14 protein-coding genes are annotated in these 17,124 nt (G+C 74.8%); 8 read left to right on the top strand and 6 right to left on the bottom strand.

What is annotated here, in order from left to right; all coding sequences use genetic code 11:
- Window positions 1–88: 88 nt before the first annotated feature.
- Entirely contained in the window at window positions 89–2,215 is a 2,127-nt protein-coding gene (locus Q6350_RS02950; protein ID WP_305065083.1) for an alpha/beta fold hydrolase, read from the top strand.
- A 21-nt stretch (window positions 2,216–2,236) separates the two neighbouring features.
- Here Q6350_RS02950 and Q6350_RS02945 read toward each other — a convergent pair whose 3' ends face one another.
- Window positions 2,237–2,875 carry a TetR/AcrR family transcriptional regulator gene (locus tag Q6350_RS02945; protein ID WP_304602778.1) on the bottom strand — a complete coding sequence of 213 codons (639 nt, stop codon included), beginning with the start codon at window positions 2,873–2,875 and terminating at the stop codon, window positions 2,237–2,239.
- Between the two features lie 125 nt (window positions 2,876–3,000).
- On the opposite strand from Q6350_RS02945, the gene Q6350_RS02940 reads away from it, so the two are divergent.
- Both Q6350_RS02940 and Q6350_RS02935 read left to right on the top strand, forming a co-directional pair.
- Entirely contained in the window at window positions 3,001–5,838 is a 2,838-nt protein-coding gene (locus tag Q6350_RS02940; protein ID WP_305065080.1) for an efflux RND transporter permease subunit, read from the top strand.
- Window positions 5,835–8,699, top strand: coding sequence for a YhgE/Pip family protein (locus Q6350_RS02935; protein WP_305065078.1), 2,865 nt, complete (start codon window positions 5,835–5,837; stop codon window positions 8,697–8,699). Before Q6350_RS02940 ends, Q6350_RS02935 begins: the two co-directional genes overlap by 4 nt.
- A 4-nt stretch (window positions 8,700–8,703) precedes the next feature.
- On the opposite strand, the gene Q6350_RS02930 is transcribed toward Q6350_RS02935, so the two are convergent.
- Complete coding sequence (locus tag Q6350_RS02930) at window positions 8,704–8,937, bottom strand: hypothetical protein (RefSeq protein WP_171246944.1); 234 nt, start codon at window positions 8,935–8,937, stop codon at window positions 8,704–8,706.
- A 125-nt stretch (window positions 8,938–9,062) separates the two neighbouring features.
- Between Q6350_RS02930 and Q6350_RS02925 the strand changes: the two genes are divergently transcribed.
- Window positions 9,063–10,139 carry a hypothetical protein gene (locus Q6350_RS02925; protein ID WP_305065075.1) on the top strand — a complete coding sequence of 359 codons (1,077 nt, stop codon included), beginning with the start codon at window positions 9,063–9,065 and terminating at the stop codon, window positions 10,137–10,139.
- 22 nt (window positions 10,140–10,161) lie between these two features.
- On the opposite strand, the gene Q6350_RS02920 is transcribed toward Q6350_RS02925, so the two are convergent.
- Both Q6350_RS02920 and Q6350_RS02915 read right to left on the bottom strand, forming a co-directional pair.
- Window positions 10,162–10,908: a GntR family transcriptional regulator gene (locus Q6350_RS02920; RefSeq protein WP_305065073.1), complete on the bottom strand. Its 747-nt coding sequence runs from the start codon at window positions 10,906–10,908 to the stop codon at window positions 10,162–10,164.
- Window positions 10,909–10,977: 69 nt separating this feature from the next.
- Window positions 10,978–11,427, bottom strand: coding sequence for a PTS glucose transporter subunit IIA (locus Q6350_RS02915; protein WP_305065071.1), 450 nt, complete (start codon window positions 11,425–11,427; stop codon window positions 10,978–10,980).
- 140 nt (window positions 11,428–11,567) lie between these two features.
- Between Q6350_RS02915 and ptsP the strand changes: the two genes are divergently transcribed.
- Window positions 11,568–13,241, top strand: coding sequence for a phosphoenolpyruvate--protein phosphotransferase (ptsP, locus tag Q6350_RS02910; protein WP_305065069.1), 1,674 nt, complete (start codon window positions 11,568–11,570; stop codon window positions 13,239–13,241).
- Between the two features lie 12 nt (window positions 13,242–13,253).
- Here the strand turns inward: ptsP and Q6350_RS02905 are convergent, their stop codons facing one another.
- Together Q6350_RS02905 and Q6350_RS02900 are read right to left on the bottom strand one after the other, a co-directional pair.
- On the bottom strand, window positions 13,254–13,538 hold the full coding sequence (locus Q6350_RS02905) for an HPr family phosphocarrier protein (protein ID WP_304602771.1): 285 nt from the start codon (window positions 13,536–13,538) through the stop codon (window positions 13,254–13,256).
- 122 nt (window positions 13,539–13,660) lie between these two features.
- Entirely contained in the window at window positions 13,661–14,497 is an 837-nt protein-coding gene (locus Q6350_RS02900) for an aldo/keto reductase (RefSeq protein WP_305065066.1), read from the bottom strand.
- Between the two features lie 59 nt (window positions 14,498–14,556).
- Between Q6350_RS02900 and Q6350_RS02895 the strand changes: the two genes are divergently transcribed.
- The 3 genes from Q6350_RS02895 to Q6350_RS02885 all read left to right on the top strand — a co-directional run bounded on the left by Q6350_RS02895 (window position 14,557) and on the right by Q6350_RS02885 (window position 17,120).
- Entirely contained in the window at window positions 14,557–14,778 is a 222-nt protein-coding gene (locus Q6350_RS02895) for a hypothetical protein (RefSeq protein ID WP_171246937.1), read from the top strand.
- A 38-nt stretch (window positions 14,779–14,816) separates the two neighbouring features.
- On the top strand, window positions 14,817–15,041 hold the full coding sequence (locus tag Q6350_RS02890; RefSeq protein ID WP_304602769.1) for a hypothetical protein: 225 nt from the start codon (window positions 14,817–14,819) through the stop codon (window positions 15,039–15,041).
- A gap of 90 nt (window positions 15,042–15,131) precedes the next feature.
- Window positions 15,132–17,120 (top strand): NHL domain-containing thioredoxin family protein, encoded by a 1,989-nt coding sequence (locus tag Q6350_RS02885; RefSeq protein ID WP_305065063.1) that lies wholly within the window; start codon window positions 15,132–15,134, stop codon window positions 17,118–17,120.
- Window positions 17,121–17,124: the final 4 nt, after the last annotated feature.

Below are 17,124 nucleotides of genomic sequence, written 5' to 3'. Positions count from 1 at the left end.
TTGGGGCGGACGTTCCCGCGGCGTCGTGCAGCGTCGTGAGCGCGCTCGTGCGGGCCGGGCGGGCCCGGCGTGTGGTAGACCCGGGTAGGTGACTCAGGACACCACCGCGGACACCCCGCAGACCCCCTTCGACGACCTCGACGACTACATCGCGCTCGGGCGGCTCGGCGGCCTGGCCCTCAGCGCCGACGGACGCCGGCTGGTGACGACCGTGCAGACCCTCGACCCGGACGGCACCGGCTACGTGTCGGCGCTGTGGGAGGTCGACCCGGCGGGGGAGCGCCCTGCCCGCCGGCTGACCCGCAGCACCCAGGGCGAGGCGGCCGCCGTGTTCACCGCCGGCGGTGACCTGCTCTTCACCTCGGCGCGCCCGGACCCCGAGACCACGGACGGCGACGAGAAGAAGGCCGCGCTCTGGTCGCTGCCCGCGGCGGGTGGCGAGGCCCGCGTCGTGGCGACGGCGCCGGGCGGGGTCGGTGGTGTGCTCGCCGCCCGTGACGCCGACGTCGTCTCGGTCTCGGCGGCCGTGCTGCCCTCCGCGGAGGGTCTCGAGGCCGACGGCGAGCTGCGCGAGGCACGTCGTGACGCGAAGGTGAACGCCATCTGGCACACCGGCTACCCGGTGCGGCACTGGGACCACGATCTCGGACCGGACGCCCCGCGGCGCTACGCGTTCACGCTCGGCGACGTGGCCGAGGGCGAGCGGGCCGAGCTGAGCCAGCTCACCGGCCCCGGCCGGCAGCTCGAGGAGCACGACGCCGCGCTGTCCCCGGACGGGCGCACGCTCGTGACGACCTGGGCCGTGGCCGACCCCGGCGCGGCGCGACGCACCACGCTGGTCGCGGTCGACACCGTCTCGGGCGAACGCCGCACGCTGGTCGACGACCCGGACGCCGAGGTCGGCGGTCCGACGGTGTCCCCCGACGGCCGCTGGGTCGCCTACGTCACCTCGACGATCACCTCGCCCACCGACCCCCCGGTGGTCCGCCTCGGCCTCGTGGCGCTGGACGGTACCGGCGAGCCCGAGGTGCTCGCCGACGACTGGGACCGCTGGCCGACGTCGGCCGCCTGGCTCCCCGACACGAGCGGCCTGGTCCTCACCGCCGACGAGGACGGCCGCGGCCCGGTCTTCCTGCTGACCTTCGACGGCGTCCCCGGCCAGGGCCCCGTGACCGTGGAGCGGGTGACGGCGGACGACGCCGTGCTGACCGACGTCCGCGTCGCCCCGGACGGCTCGGCGCTGTACGCGCTGCGGACGTCCTACGCGGCGCCCGCGGAGCCGGTGCGGGTCGACCTGGCGGCGTTCGTCGCCTCGGGCGCTCGGGGCGACCGCGAGCCCGTCGCCGCCGTCGTGCTGCCGTCGCCGGTGCCGGCCCCGGCCCTGCCGGGTCACCTGACCGAGGTGGAGACGACGGCGGCGGACGGCAGCCGGGTCCGCGCCTGGCTGGCCCTGCCGGAGGGGGCGTCGTCGGCGGACCCGGCACCGCTGCTGCTGTGGATCCACGGCGGTCCCCTCGGTTCGTGGAACGCCTGGTCGTGGCGCTGGAACCCGTGGCTGATGGTGGCCCGCGGCTACGCGGTGCTGCTGCCGGACCCGGCGCTGTCCACCGGCTACGGCCAGGAGTTCGTCGCCCGGGGCTGGGGTGCCTGGGGGGACGCGCCGTACACCGACCTCATGGCGATCACGGACGCCACGGAGGCGCGGGAGGACGTCGACGCCACCCGGACCGCGGCCATGGGCGGCTCGTTCGGCGGCTACATGGCGAACTGGGTGGCCGGGCACACCGACCGCTTCCGGGCGATCGTCACGCACGCCTCCCTGTGGGCCCTGGACGGTTTCGGCCCGACGACGGACCACGCCTACTACTGGGCCCGGGAGATGACTCCCGAGATGCGCGACGCCCACAGCCCGCACCGGTTCGTCAAGGGCATCACCACCCCGGTGCTGGTGATCCACGGCGACAAGGACTACCGGGTGCCGATCGGCGAGGGCCTGCGCCTGTGGCGCGAGCTGCTGGCCGACTCGGGGCTGCCCGCCGCGGACGACGGCTCCACCGTGCACCGGTTCCTGTACTTCCCGGACGAGAACCACTGGATCCTGACCCCGCAGCACGCGAAGGTCTGGTACCAGGGCGTGCTGGCGTTCCTGGCCGAGCACGTGCTCGGGGTGCCGGCCGGGGAGGGTGACACCGTCCTGCCGACCACGCTCGGCTGAGGAACGACCTCCTCGTGGCGCCTACCGGGGCGTCACGAGGAGGTCGACCAGCTGTTCCAGGCGCGCCGTCGCCTGCTGCTCGGGGGGCGCGCCGAGGACCGCCGCCCGGGAACCGGCGTCCTCGACGCACATGAGCAGGTCGACGGCGGTCGGCGTGTCGACGGTGAACCGGAGACCGCACTGCTCCAGCAGGCGGTCGATGACCGTGGCGACCTCCCCGCGGAGGCGGTTCTGGTCGGCGACGTACTGCCGGGCGACCTCCGGGTCGCGCATGGCCATCAGCTCGAACTCGGCGTTCATCAGACGCCAGAGGCGGTGGTTCTCCTCGTCGAGCTCGAAGGCGAGCAGCACCTGCCGCACGGCGTCGCGGAACCCCTCGGGAGTGGCGACCTGGGCGGCGGCGATCTGCGGGCCGAGCCGTTCGAGCGCCTCGAGGTGGTCGCGCTCCTTGCGTTCCACCAGGGCGCGGAACAGCTCCTCGCGGGAGGCGAAGTTCGAGTAGAACGCCCCGCGCGTGAACCCTGCGGCCTCGCAGATCGCCTCGATCGGGGTGGCCGCGACCCCGTGCTCCGAGAACAGCGCGAAGGCGGCGTCGAGCAGGCGCTCACGCGTGCGCTCGCGGCGCGCGGAGCGCACGCTGGTGGCGGGCTCGGTCGTCACGGTGGTGGCCTCCTGGGTCCGGTGCAGGGTCCATCGTAGTCAGTGCACCGGTGTATCCGATACAAACCCGTATCGGATACAGTGACGTATCGACAGCCCGTCGTCCATGTTCCGGGGAGTCCCGCGTGTCATCCGTCCTGTACTCGCTCGGCCGCTGGGCCGCCGGGGCCCGTCGGCTCGTCGTCGTCGCGTGGCTCGGGATCCTCGTGGTCACCGGGGCGGCCGGCGGCCTGCTCTACCAGGGGTTCGACAACTCGATCACGATCCCCGGCACCGAGGCGCAGCAGGCGCTCGACCAGCTCTCCGCGACGTTCCCCGAGGTCAGCGGAGCGTCCGCGCAGCTCGTCGTCGTCGCCCCGGAGGGCACCACGATCCAGGACGACGCCGTGCGGGAACCGGTGGAGGACGCCGCCGAGGAGATCGGCGAGCTCGACGAGGTCCGGGTCGTCAGCACGCCGTACGACGAGCAGCTGTCCGCCTCCGTCAGCGACGACGAGCGGGCGACCATCCTGCAGGTCCAGCTCGACGGCGACGTCTTCTCCATCAGCGACGCCACCAAGGAGGCGATGCACGACACCACCGACGAGCTGGGCGCGTCCCTGCCCGCCGGGTCGCAGGCGTCCCTCGGCGGTGAGCTGTTCTCCCAGGAGCTGCCCGCGCTGAGCATCGTCGAGGCGATCGGCCTCGTCGTCGCGCTGGTCGTCCTCGTCCTCACCCTCGGCTCCTTCGTCGCCGCCGGGCTGCCGCTGGTCAACGCGCTCGTCGGCGTCGGGGTGTCGATGCTGCTGCTGCTCGCCGCCACCGTCTTCGGGCCGATCAACTCCACCACCCCGATGCTCGGGCTGATGCTCGGCCTCGCCGTCGGCATCGACTACGCGCTGTTCATCGTCTCGCGCCACCAGGAGCTGCTGCGCGACGGCGTCGACGTCCACGAGTCCGTCGCCCGGTCCACCGCCACCGCCGGCTCCGCCGTCGTGTTCGCCGGGCTGACCGTCATGATCGCGCTCGTCGGTCTCAGCGTCGCCGGGATCCCGTTCCTGTCGGTCATGGGTATCGCGGCGGCCGTCGCCGTCGGGTTCGCCGTCATCGTGTCGCTGACGCTCCTGCCGGCCGTGCTCGCCCTCGCCGGGGACCGGCTGCGCCCCCGGCCGAAGAAGTCCCGCGGTCGCCGCAGCAAGGCCGCGCCGACACCCGTCGAGGGCGGTGCGACCGGTCACGAGAACCGGTTCTTCGCCGGCTGGGTCGCGGGCGTGACGAAGAGGCCGGTGGTGACGATCGTGCTCGTCGTCGTCGCGCTCGGGGCCCTCGCGTTCCCCGCCACGAACCTGCGCCTCGCGCTGCCCGACGCCGGCTACCTGCCCGAGGACAACGAGGCCCGGCAGACGTACGACCTGGTCGGGGAGTACTTCGGCGACGGGTTCAACGGACCGCTCATCGTCACCGGGTCGATCATCGAGTCCACGGACCCGCTGGGGCTGATGGACGACCTCGCGGCCGAGATCGAGGACCTCTCCGGCGTCGCCGACGTCCCCCTGGCCACCCCCAACCAGAGCGCCGACACCGGCATCATCCAGGTCGTGCCGACCGGTGCGCCGGACTCCGAGGAGACCAAGGCGCTGGTCGACGAGATCCGCTCGATGCACGACTACTGGATCGACGAGTACGGCGTCGACCTGTCGGTCACCGGGTTCACCGCCGTCGGGATCGACGTCTCGGACAAGCTCGGGCAGGCGCTGCTGCCGTTCGCCGTCGTGGTCGTCGGCCTGTCGCTGCTGCTGCTCATGATGGTGTTCCGCTCGATCTGGGTACCCGTCAAGGCGACCGTCGGCTACCTGCTCAGCGTGGGTGCGGCGTTCGGCGCCGTCGCCCTCGTCTTCGAGAACGGCCTGTTCGCCGACGCGCTGCACGTGACCAAGCAGGGTCCCGTCATCAGCTTCATGCCGATCATCCTCATGGGTGTGCTGTTCGGGCTGGCCATGGACTACGAGGTCTTCCTCGTGTCCCGCATCCGGGAGGACTTCGTCCACAACGGCCGGCGGGCCCGGCGAGCGGTGCACACCGGTTTCCAGGGCGCCGCGAAGGTCGTCACCGCGGCCGCGATCATCATGTTCAGCGTCTTCGTGGCGTTCGTCCCCGAGGGCGACATGTCCCTCAAGCCGATCGCGCTCGGACTGGCGGTCGGTGTGGCCGTCGACGCCTTCGTGGTGCGGATGGTCCTCGTGCCCGCCGTCCTCGCCCTGCTCGGCGACCGCGCCTGGTGGATCCCGCGCTGGCTCGACCGGACCCTGCCGACCTTCGACGTCGAGGGCGAGGGCATCGCCCGCGAGCTGCGGCTCGCCCCGTGGCCCGGGCCGCGGGACGACGGCCGGCAGGACGCCGTCGTCGCGCACGAGGTCACCGTCGCCGGCCCGCACGACCGCCCCGGCGGGGCGCCGCTGGTGGGCCCCGTCAGCGTCCGGGTCCCCGAGGGCGGAGCCCTCGCCGTGCACGGGGACGCCACGGCCGCGGTCAACGCCCTGCTCCTGGCCTTCGCCGGCCGCATCCACCCGGACCAGGGCGCGGTGAAGACCGCCGGGTACGTGCTGCCGGAACGGGCACCGGCGGTCCGGTCGCGCGTGGCCGTGGTCGACGCCTCGGACGGCGGCGCCGCCGGGGCCGTGACCGAGGCCGTGCGCCAGGGCACGCGTCTCCTCGTCGTCGACCGCACCGACGTCGTCGCCGACCGCGCCGCCCGCGAATCGCTCGCGCACGCGCTGTCCGCCGCCGCGGCCGCGGGCACCACCCTGCTGGTCGGCTCGACCGGCGTCGCGGCCACCGACCTGCTCCCCGACGGCACCCCCGTGCTCGACGTCGGCGCCGGCTGGGGCGCCCCGAGCACCCTGCGCGGTGGGGAGGCCCCGCCGCCACCACCCTCCGACCAGCAGGCCGAGCACACCGACGACCCCGAGGAGGTCCGGGCATGAACCGCGTCAGGCAGAACCCGTGGGCGGTCGCAGCGGTCGTCCTGCTCCCCGTGCTCGTGCTGGGCATCCTGCTCGCGTCCCTGTGGAACCCGGTCGACCGGCTCGACACGGTGCCCGCGGCGATCGTGAACGACGACGAGCCCGTCGAGGTCGACGGGCAGACCGTCCCGCTCGGCCGCCAGCTCGCGGCCGGTCTGGTCGGCGGGGCCGAGGACTCCGACGTCAACTACGACTGGACCCTCACCGACACCGAGCACGCCGCCGAGGGGCTGGACGACGGCACGTACGCCGCCGTGGTGACCATCCCGGAGGACTTCTCGGCCGCCGCGACGTCGTTCGGGTCCGACGACCCCGCCGAGGCGCGGCAGGCGACGATCGACATCTCCACACCGCCCGGCGGCCGTGTCGTGGACGACGCTCTCGCCCGCATCGTGGCGACGACGGCCACCACCATCATGGGGTCCTCGCTCACCGAGACGTACGTGGACAACGTGCTCGTCGGGTTCAACGACCTCTCGGACGGGATCGGGGAGGCCGCCGACGGCGCGAACCAGCTCGCCGACGGGGTCGACGAGACCGCGTCCGGTGCCGATGACCTGGCCGACGGGGCGGAGCAGTACGCCGACGGCGTCGACCAGTACGCCGCCGGCGTGGGCGAGGCCGCGGACGGTGGGTTCTCGCTGGCTGCGGGGGCGAACCAGTTCGCCTCGGGTGTCGGGCAGGCGGCGGACGGTGGGTTCTCGCTGGCGGCGGGGGCGAACCAGTTCGCCTCGGGTGTGGGCGAGGCCGCGGACGGTGGGTTCTCGTTGGCGGCGGGGGCGGACCAGTTCGCCTCGGGTGTCGGGGAGGCGGCGGACGGTGGGTTCTCGTTGGCGGCGGGGGCGGACCAGTTCGCCTCGGGTGTCGGGCAGGCAGCGGACGGCGGCTTCGCGCTGGCCGACGGCGCCGACCAGTACGCGGCCGGTGCCGGGCAGGCCGCCACGGGAGCGGACGAGCTCGCGGCGGGGGCCGACCAGTACGCCGCGGGCGTGGCCGGGGCGGCCACGGGCGCCGAGGAGCTGGCCACCGGTGCCCGGCAGGTCGCCGGGGGCACGGACGAGCTCGCCGCCGGTCTGCAGGAGAGCGCCGCCGGCGCGGACGCGCTGGCCGCCGGGACCACCGAGCTGGCGACGGGCGCCGAGGAGCTCGCCTCCGGTGCGGGTGACCTGGCGAGCGGCCTCGAGACGCTCGCGGCCGAGGCTGCCCCGCTGCCGGACGGGATCGTGACGGCGGGGACCTCCGCGCAGGACCTGGCCGATGCGCTCGGCGCCTACATCGCGTTCGACTGCGGCGCCGACCCGACGAGCGCGGCATGCCAGGAGGTCCCCACCCTCCCCGAGATCCAGGCGGGGATGGCGGCTCTGGGTGACGGTCTGGTCGCGCAGGCCGGACAACCGGGCACCGAGACCAGTGCTCCGACCGGCCTCTTCGCCCTCACCGCGGGCATCGCCGCGTCGAGCGACGGCGCGGACCAGCTCGCGTCGGGCGCGGACGAGCTCGCGGCCGGCGCGGGCGAGGCGGCCGACGGGGCGACGGCGCTCGCCGACGGTCTCGACCAGCTCTCCGCCGGTGCGGACGAGCTCGTCGTGGGGACCGACGGCGTGGCGACCGGTGCCGCCGAGCTGGCGTCCGGCGTCGGGCAGCTCGACACAGGAGCGCAGGAGCTGGCGACCGGGGTGAACGAGCTGGCGACCGGCGTGAACCGGCTCGACGCCGGTGCGCAGGAGCTGGCCTCGGGGGTGAACGGGTTCGCCTCGGGGGTGGGGCAGCTGGACTCGGGTGCGCAGGAGCTGGCGTCCGGGGTGAACGGGTTCGCCTCGGGGGTGGGGCAGCTGGACTCGGGTGCGCAGGAGCTGGCCTCGGGGGTGAACGGGTTCGCCTCGGGCGTCGGGCGGCTCGACTCGGGTGCGCAGGAGCTGGCCTCGGGGGTGAACGGGTTCGCCTCGGGCGTCGGGCGGCTCGACTCGGGTGCGCAGGAGCTGGCGTCCGGGGTGAACGGCTTCGCCTCCGGCGTCGGGCAGCTCGACTCGGGTGCCCAGCAGCTCGCCGCCGGTGCGGACGGCGTGGCTGACGGTTCCGGCCAGCTCGCCGACGGCGTCGACCAGCTCGCCTCGGGCGCCGACGACCTCGCCGTGGGCCTCGACGAGGCCGCCGAGGGCATCCCGACCTACTCGGACGACGAACGGGAGAACCTCGCGGGTGTCGTCGCCGACCCGGTCTCCGCGCCGGGGGTCGACGACCTGTCGACCGGTGCGACCGGACCGCTGTTCGCCGTCGTCGCCCTGTGGCTGGGGGCGCTCGGGCTGATGACCGTGTACCCGCCCGTCGCGGCGCACGCCCTCGGCTCCACCCGGTCGTCGGCGCGGCTCGCCCTGGAGGCGCTGGCGCTCCCGGCGGCGATCGGTGCCGGGACCGGGGCGCTCGTCGGCGGCATCCTCGCCGCCGTCGAGGGTGCGTCCCTGCTCGGCTGGGTCGGGGCGGTCCTGGTCGGGGTGCTGGTGTCGGTGTGCTTCGTCGCCGCCCACCTGGGCTTCCTCGGCTGGCTCGGCCACGTCGGCCGCGGCATCAGCCTGCTGATGGCGGTGCTGCTCATCGGCACCGGGGTCGTGGCCACCGTGCCCGACGTGCTCGTCTCGCTGGTGGAGTTCCTGCCGACCGGTGCCGGCCGGGACGCCTTCGCCGCCGTGCTGCTGCCCGCGGTCGACGGCCTGGGCATCGCGCTGACCGGACTGGTGCTGTGGACCCTCGTCGGTCTCGGGCTGGGGGTCGCCGCGGCGGCACGTGCGCGGCGGACGCGGGTCTCGGCGCTGCTGCGCGCCTGACGGGTCAGTGCGAGACGTGGTGCCGCGACGGCTCCTCGGACGCGGGGTCCCGCGTCCAGGAGGCGGCGAACAGGTTGCCGGTGGCCTCGCGCCACCGCGCGACCAGTGCCGCGTCGGCCTGCCAGCGGGCGCTGCGGTCGAGCAGCGTCACCTGGCGGTAGTCGCGCAGCGCCACCAGGTCGTGGCTCAGCGCCCAGCGCACCGCGGCGCGGACGTCGGTGACCGTGGGGTTCCTCACACCAGGGGAGAGGGACCCGACCGCGGTTCATGACGTGATCGGGCCATCTTTTTCGGATCGGCCCCTCCGGGGCTGCGCGGCGTGCCCGGCGAGCCGCGCGCCGCGGGGTGGGCCAGACTCGCCGCATGGATCTGACCCAGGCGCGTGCGATCAAGGCCCAGCTCACCGACTACGCTCGTGACCTGGCGGGACGGTACGGGGTGGCCGTCGGACCACGCGCTGCCGGGACGGTCTCGGCACCGGACCTGGTGCGGGCCCCCACCCTCGCGATCGGGCTGGCGCCCGCGGAGCACGAGGGCGAGTACGAGATCGCCGTGCGCTACCGACTGGGGCTGCCCGCCGCGCGCGCGGTGGTCCGCAAGATCGCCGCCGAGGCCGGGCAGGCGCCCGACGTCCGCCGCACCGGCCGCATCCGGCGGCTCGCGCCCGGGCTGCGCGGCACTCCGCGGGAGACCGGTCTCGGTCCGCAGCCCCCGGTCGCGACCGCCCTCGCGGTCGGCGAGACGGGCCGGGTGCGCCCCCTGCGTCCCGGGGTGTCGATCGCGCACGTCGACGTCACCGCCGGCACGCTCGGCGCGTTCGTCGTCCCGGACGCCTCGTGCGCCGGTGTCGCGGTCGACCTGCCCGGGGACGCGGAGTCGGTGTACGCGCTGTCGAACCGGCACGTGCTCGACGGCGTCCCCGGGGACGGCGTGCTGCAGCCCGGCCCGGCGGACGGCGGCCGCGCCCCTCACGACCTCGTCGGGTCCGTGGCGGCGGTGGTTCCCCTGACCGAGGGGGAGCGCGCCACGGTGGACGCCGCCGTCGCGCTGCTCGACCGGCCCGAGATCGACCCGACCTACCCCGTGGGGGCGGTGTCGACGACGGCGGAGGCGCTGCCGGGCGACCTCGTCGAGAAGATCGGGCGGACCACCGGCCACACCCACGGGCGCGTCAGCGCCGTCGAGATGGACGACGTCCTGGTGGGGTACGGCCCCGAGCTCGGACTGCTCGCGTTCGACGGCCAGATCGAGGTCGAGTCGACCGGCACCGGCCCGTTCTCCCGGGGAGGCGACTCCGGGTCCCTGGTCTACCGCACCGACGCCACCGCCCTGGGCCTGCTGTTCGCCGGGTCGGAGACCGGAGGGCCGGACGGGACGGGCCTGACCTACGTCAACCCCATCTCGGCCGTCCTCGACGCGCTCGGCGTGCGCCTGGTGTGAGCCGGTGCCGGGCCGCTGCGGGTCAGGCCCACACCGGGACGGGGGAGCGGGCCTCACCCAGGGGCACGAACACGCTGTACCGGTCGCCGCGGTAGGAGAACCGCGAGTGGATCAGCGGCGTCTGGTCGACGTAGGTGCGGCGCTCGATGCGCATGACGGCGTGCGTGCCGGTCATGGCGAGCAGCCGGCGCTCGGTGGGGGTGGCGTCCGCGGCCGTGATGGTCTCGTCCCCACCGGTCGGTGCGTGGCCGCGCCGACGCAGCTCGGCGTCCAGGCTCTCCGGCACGCCGTGGGCGAGCAGGTCGGGGGCGAGGTGCGCCGGGATCCAGGCGTCCTCCACGGCCCAGGGCTCGTCGTCGGCGCTGCGCACCCGCAGCACGCGGTGGGCGTCGTCGCCGGGGCGGAGCGCCAGGAGGTCCGCCACGGGGGCCGGGCACGGCGTGGTCGAGGCCTCCAGCACCTGCGACCCCGGTGTCATGCCGCGGCGGCGCACCTCCTCGCCGAACGTCGTCAGCCGCATCTCGAGGTCGGCGGGCGGCGGGGCGACGAACGTCCCGCGGCCCTGCGCCCGCTCCAGCAGCCCGTCGGCGACCAGGGCGTCGATCGCCTGGCGGACCGTCATGCGCGAGACGCCGAAGCGGTCCCCGAGCGCCCGCTCGGACGGGATCGCGTCGCCCACGGCGAGGTGGTCCACCAGCTCGGCCAGGTAGGCGCGGACCACGCGGTACTTCTGACCGGTGCCGGTCCGGCCGGCGGGGCGCGTCGCCATCGTCGAGTCGAGTCCTCCCTGACCACGCCGGACGGGGACCGGCTCGTTCCCGGCCCAGTCTGCCACCGGTCAGCGGGCTGCCAGGAGCGGGTCCCCGGGCACGACGGCGGTGCCGGGGGCGACCCGTGGTTCCACCTGCTCCGGGTCCGCCTCCAGGAGCACCACGGGGCAGACGGCCGCCCGGCCACCGTCGCGCACCGCCGCCGGGTCCCACTCCACCAGGAGCTGCCCGGTCACCACCTCGTCCCCCTCGGAGACGTGCAGGGTGAACCCCGCGCCGCCGAGCTGGACGGTGTCGATCCCCAGGTGCACCAGCACCGCCGGTCCGTCCGCGGCCTGCACGACGAAGGCGTGCGGGTGCAGCTTGACGATCCGCCCGCCCACCGGGGAGACCACCTCGGTCCCCTCGGGCTCGACGGCCGTGCCGGGACCGACGAGCCCGGCGGAGAACACCGGGTCCGGGACCTCGCGGACGTCGACCACGGTGCCGGCGACGGGAGAGCTGACGATCAGGGGCATCGGGGGTCCTCCGAGGAGTCGTGGGCCGTGACGGACGTGATCCTTGACACAGAGTGCCTCATCCGACAGCGTGCCAGGCACAGCAGGATCGGAGACGCGACCGCGCGGCACCGGTGGGGCGGACGGAGGTCACGGCAGCGATGAGCACGACTCTCACGGGTGCGCCCGTCAGTCCGGGCAGGGCGGCGGGCCCCGCGGCCACCATGCCTCCGCCCGTGCCCGAACCCCGCACGACGCGTCTGGAGGGCGAGGGCGTCGAGGCGGCCGTCACCCAGCTCACGGCCGCCGCCCGGGCGGTCCGCGACGAGCTGACCGACCGGGCCGGCCGCGCCACCGGCACCGCGGCCGACCTCCTCGCCGTCACCGCGGCGATGGCGGCGGACCCCGCCCTGGTCGCCGACGGCGAACGGCGCATCCGCACCGACCACCTCACCCCGGAGCGTGCGATCTGGGACGCCGCGCGCGGGCTGATCAAGCAGTTCGAGAAGCTCGGGCCGCCCCTGGCGGAGCGCGCCCGGGACGTGCGCGACGTGCGGGACCGCATCGTCGCCGAGCTCATCGGCGTCCGCCCGCCCGGGGTGCCGCAGCTCGACCACCCGTTCGTCCTGGTCGGTGACGACCTCGCCCCGGCGGACACCGCCACGCTCGACCCCGACGTGGTGCTCGGCGTCGTGACCAGCGGCGGCGGGCCCACCTCGCACACCGCGATCCTCGCCCGGGCACTCGGGATCCCCGCCGTCGTCGCGGTCCGCGGCGCCGAGGCGATCTCCGACGGCGACACGGTGCTCCTGGACGGGGCGGCCGGCGTCGTCGTCCTCGACCCCGACCCCGACACCGTGGCGGCCGCCCAGCAGCACGAGGCGGAACGTCGCGCGTTCGACGGGACCGGACGCACCGCCGACGGCACCCGCGTCGAGCTGCTCGCCAACGTCGCCGACCCCGCCGGGGCCCAGGCCGCGCTGGAGGCCTCCGCCGAGGGGGTCGGGCTGTTCCGCACCGAGTTCTGCTTCCTGGGCCGCAGCACCGAGCCCGGGGTGTCCGAGCAGGTCGCCGCCTACCGCCAGGTGCTGTCCGCGTTCCCGCGGCGCAAGGTCGTGGTCCGCACCCTCGACGCCGGCGCCGACAAGCCGCTGCCGTTCGTCACCGCCGACGGCGAGCCCAACCCGGCCCTGGGCGTGCGCGGGCTGCGCACGGCCTCGTCACGGCCCGGCGTGCTGGAGCGGCAGCTGCAGGCGATCGCAGCCGCCGCCGAGGCCGAGAACGCTGAGGTGTGGGTGATGGCGCCGATGGTCGCCACCGCGGGCGAGGCCGCCGACTTCGTCGCGCTCTGCGAGCAGCACGGGCTGCGCCACGCCGGGGTCATGGTCGAGGTGCCGGCCGCGGCGCTGCGGGCCGCCGACGTCTTCGCCCACGCCGCCTTCGGGTCGGTGGGCACCAACGACCTCATCCAGTACACGATGGCCGCCGACCGCATGCTCGGCGAGCTCGCCGCGCTGTCCACCCCGTGGCAGCCCGCGGTGCTGGAGCTGATCCGCGCGACCTGCGAGGGGGCGGCCCGGCACGACCGACCCGTCGGGGTCTGCGGGGAGGCCGCCGCGGACGCCACCCTGGCCCCCGTGCTCGTCGGGCTGGGCGTGCGGTCGCTGTCGATGACGCCCCGGGCGCTCGCGGACGTCGCGGCGGTCCTGCAGCGGGTCACCGACGAGGAGTGCGTCGAGCTGGCGCGGCTGGCGCTGGCCGAGGACGACCCGATGGAGGCGCGCAACGCGGTGCGGGACGCCATCCGCCCGGTGCTGGTCGACCTGGGTCTGTGACCCTCGGGCAGGTCAGCCCGGTTCCGGGTCGGACAGGAACTCCTCGAGGGTGTCCAGGACCGCCGTGGCGGTCTCCTCGTCCTCGTCGTGGCCGTCGGCGTCGACCGACAGCGTGACGGAGGTGCCGGCGTCGGCCCCGAGCGTCATCACGGCGAGGATGCTGGCGGCGTCGACGGGCTCCCCGCCGTCCCGGGCGATCCGGACGGGCAGCGGCTGGGAGGCCGCGAGCTGGGTGAACAGCGCAGCGGGGCGGGCGTGCAGCCCCTCGCGGATCGCGACCACGGTGTGGCGTTCCATGAGGTCATTCTGCCCGCCGTCGCCCCGCCGGGCCGCCCGACCCCGCTGTGGGTATGGAATCTGCGGGTCCGGACCGCTCCGGACCCGCAGATTCCATACCCACAGCGGACCGGGGGCGGGGGTCAGCGGTCGGTGCGGTTCTCGGTGTCGGGGTGGGACCCGATGCGCTCGCCACGGTCGAGGGCCGTGATCGCCGCGACCTCGTCGTCGCTGAGCGTGAGGTCCACCGCCCGCAGGTTCGAGGCGATGCGCGACGGCGTCACCGACTTGGGGATGACGACGACGTCGCGGGCCAGGTGCCAGGCGAGCACGACCTGGGCCGGCGTCGCGTCGTGCTCCTGCGCGATCCGCGTGATCGTCGGGTCCTCCAGCGCCTTGCCGCGGCCGAGCGGCGACCACGCCTCGGTGGTGATGCCGTGGCTCTCGTCGAAGTACCGCACGTCGGAGTTCGTGAACCAGGGGTGCATCTCGATCTGGTTCACGGCCGGCACGATCGTCGCCTCGTCCAGCAGCGTGCGCAGGTGCGTCGGCTGGAAGTTCGACACGCCGATCGCCCGCGCCCGCCCGCTGCGCAGGATCTCCTCCAGCGCGCGCCAGGCCTCCAGGTAGCGGCCCACGGCGGGCAGCGGCCAGTGGATGAGGAAGAGGTCCACGAACTCGAGCCCCAGCTCCTCCAGGGTGCGGTCGAACGACGCGAGGGCGTCGTCGTAGGCATGGTTGGCGTTGTTGAGCTTGCTGGTCACGAAGACCTCGCCGCGCTGGAGCCCCGAGGCGGTGATCGCCTCGCCCACGCCGCGTTCGTTCCGGTACATCTGAGCGGTGTCGATGTGCCGGTACCCGGCCTCGAAGGCCTGCAGCACCGCCTCTCGCGTCTCGTCGTCGCCGATCTTGTACGTCCCGAAACCGACCTGCGGGATGGGGACGCCGTTGTTCAGGGTCACGGTGGGAATCGTCGTCACCCGCCCATCGTGGCACTGCAGCGCGCCGCGGGGGAGAATGGGACCAGGAGGTGGTGGCCATGGCCACGATCGAGCAGGCCCGAGCCGCCAAGGGCGCGCTGCGGGAGAAGGTCGCCCAGGTCGACGGCGTGTGCGGGGTGGGTCTGGCCCAGCGGGGCGACTCCCACGACTGGGTCCTGCAGGTGAACGTCACCACCGTGCGGGCGCGCAAGGACGTGCCGCCCGACGTCGAGGGCGTCCCGGTCCGGGTGCACGTCGTGGGGGCCGTCCAGGCGCTCTGAGACGCATCGTGTCGGTGTCGGTGCCTACGGTGCTGGTCATGCACGATTCCGAGCCGGCGCTGTTCACGACGGAGCAGGCGATGCGCAACGTCAAGCCACGTGTCCAGGCGGCCGTCGCCCAGGGTTCCTTCCTGGCGGTGCACGAGGCCCAGGCCGCGGGCGCGAGCGAGGAGATGAAGGCCGCGATCCTGGCGTCGTACGCGCGCGCCTGGAGCGAGATCGATGCCTTCCTCGACCAGCGGGCCGGAGACGTCGACGCGTAGTCGTGCCGAGCCCCGGCCACTCCCCGGAGCCCGGCGTCCCGGTGTGCGGTCACCTCGCCGCGATCGCGCCCGCGCGGGGACAATGGGGCGGTGAGCACCACTCCCACCCTCCCGAAGGTCCGCGCGTCCGAGCTCGTCGGCCGCGGCTGGCTGAACACCGGCGGCCGTGAGCTGCAGCTCGCCGACCTGCGCGGCAAGATCGTCGTGCTGGACTTCTGGACGTTCTGCTGCCTGAACTGCCTGCACGTCCTCGACGAGCTGCGCGAGATCGAGGAGGCTCATCGCGACGTGCTGGTGATCGTCGGCGTGCACTCCCCGAAGTTCGCCCACGAGGCCGACCCGGACGCCCTCGCGGCGGCCGTCGAGCGCTACGACGTGCGCCACCCGGTCCTGGACGACCCGGAGCTCGTGACCTGGGATGCCTACACCGCCCGCGCGTGGCCCACGCTCGTCGTCGTGGACCCGCAGGGGTACGTCGTCGCGCAGATGGCCGGCGAGGGGCACGCGTCCGCGGTCGCGGCGCTCGTGCGCGACCTGGTCGCCGAGCACGAGGCGAAGGGCACCCTGCACCGCGGGGACGGCCCGTACGTGGCGCCGACGCCGGAGCCGACGACGGTGCGGTTCCCCGCGGCGGCGGTGGAGCTGCCGGGCGGGAACCTGCTGGTGGCCGACGCCGGGCACCACGGGCTGGCGGAGCTCGCGCCCGACGGCGAGACGCTGGTGCGGCGCATCGGCTCCGGCGAGCGGGGGCTGGTCGACGGCGGTCCCGCTCCCGACGGCACGCACGCCGCGCGGTTCAGCGAGCCGAACGGGCTGTGCCTCGTGCCGGACGCGCTGCGGGGGCGCCTGGGCTACGACGTCCTGGTGGCGGACACGGTCAACCACACGCTGCGCGGCGTCCACCTGGAGTCGGGTGAGGTGTACACCGTGGCCGGGACCGGCCGTCAGTACATGGTCGGCGGTCACGAGAACGTGGAGGTCCCGGGTGAGCAGCCGCGGGCCCACCCGTCCGACGAGGAGCTCCTGGCGTCGACGGTCCGGCTGTCCTCCCCGTGGGACGTGGCGTGGTCGGAGCCGCTGTCCGCCTTCGTGGTGGCCATGGCCGGCAACCACACGTTGTGGGCGTTCGACCCGGTGGCGTCCGACGAGGACGGCAGCCTGCGCCTGCTGGCGGGCACGATGAACGAGGGCCTCGAGGACGGCCCGGGTGCGGCGGCGTGGTTCGCCCAGCCCTCCCGGCTCGCCCCCACGCTCGACGAGGACCGCCGACCGGACGGGGGGTTCTGGCTCGCCGACGCCGAGACGTCCGCGCTGCGCCGTGTCACGCCCGCGGGAGCCGCGGACGTCGACGTCAGCACCGCCGTCGGGCAGGGTCTGTACGACTTCGGGCACCGGGACGGTACGGCCGCCGAGGCGCTGCTCCAGCACCCGCTGGGTGTCGCCACGCTGCCGGACGGGTCGGCCGTCGTGGCCGACACCTACAACGGCGCGCTGCGTCGGTACGACCCGCGCTCGGGGGAGGTCACCACGCTCGCCACCGGGCTCGCCGAACCCAGCGACGTGCTCGTCCAGGAGGGCGAGGGCCGGGTGCACCTGCTCGTCGTGGAGTCCGCGGCGCACCGGCTGACCCGGGTCGCGCTGCCCGCCGACCTCGTCGGCCGGGTCCTCGACGGCGGCGCGCACCGCGTCGCCCGCGAGGCCACGGAGATCGCCGGGGGCACGGTCCGTCTCGAGGTGCCGTTCACCCCGGCGCCCGGGCAGAAGCTCGACGACCGGTTCGGGCCGTCCACCGAGCTGCGGATCAGCGCCACGCCGCCGGAGCTGCTGCTCGACGGGGCCGGCGACGGCACCGACCTGGTGCGTGACCTGCGCATCGACCCCGCGGTCGCCGAGGGCGTGCTGCACGTGACCGCGAAGGCGGCCTCCTGCGACCTGCCGCCGCAGGACGCCGCCCTCGGCCCCGACGGTGAGCCGGAGGACTTCTTCCCCGCCTGCCACCTCGCCCAGCAGGACTGGGGCGTCCCCGTGACGGTCACGGCGGACGGCGCCGCGACGTTGACGCTGCCGCTGCGCGGCTGACCCG

This window comes from Isoptericola sp. b515 (assembly GCF_030588125.1).
In the GTDB taxonomy this organism is placed as follows: domain Bacteria; phylum Actinomycetota; class Actinomycetes; order Actinomycetales; family Cellulomonadaceae; genus Isoptericola; species Isoptericola sediminis.
This window is presented reverse-complemented; position numbering and strand designations above follow the sequence as displayed.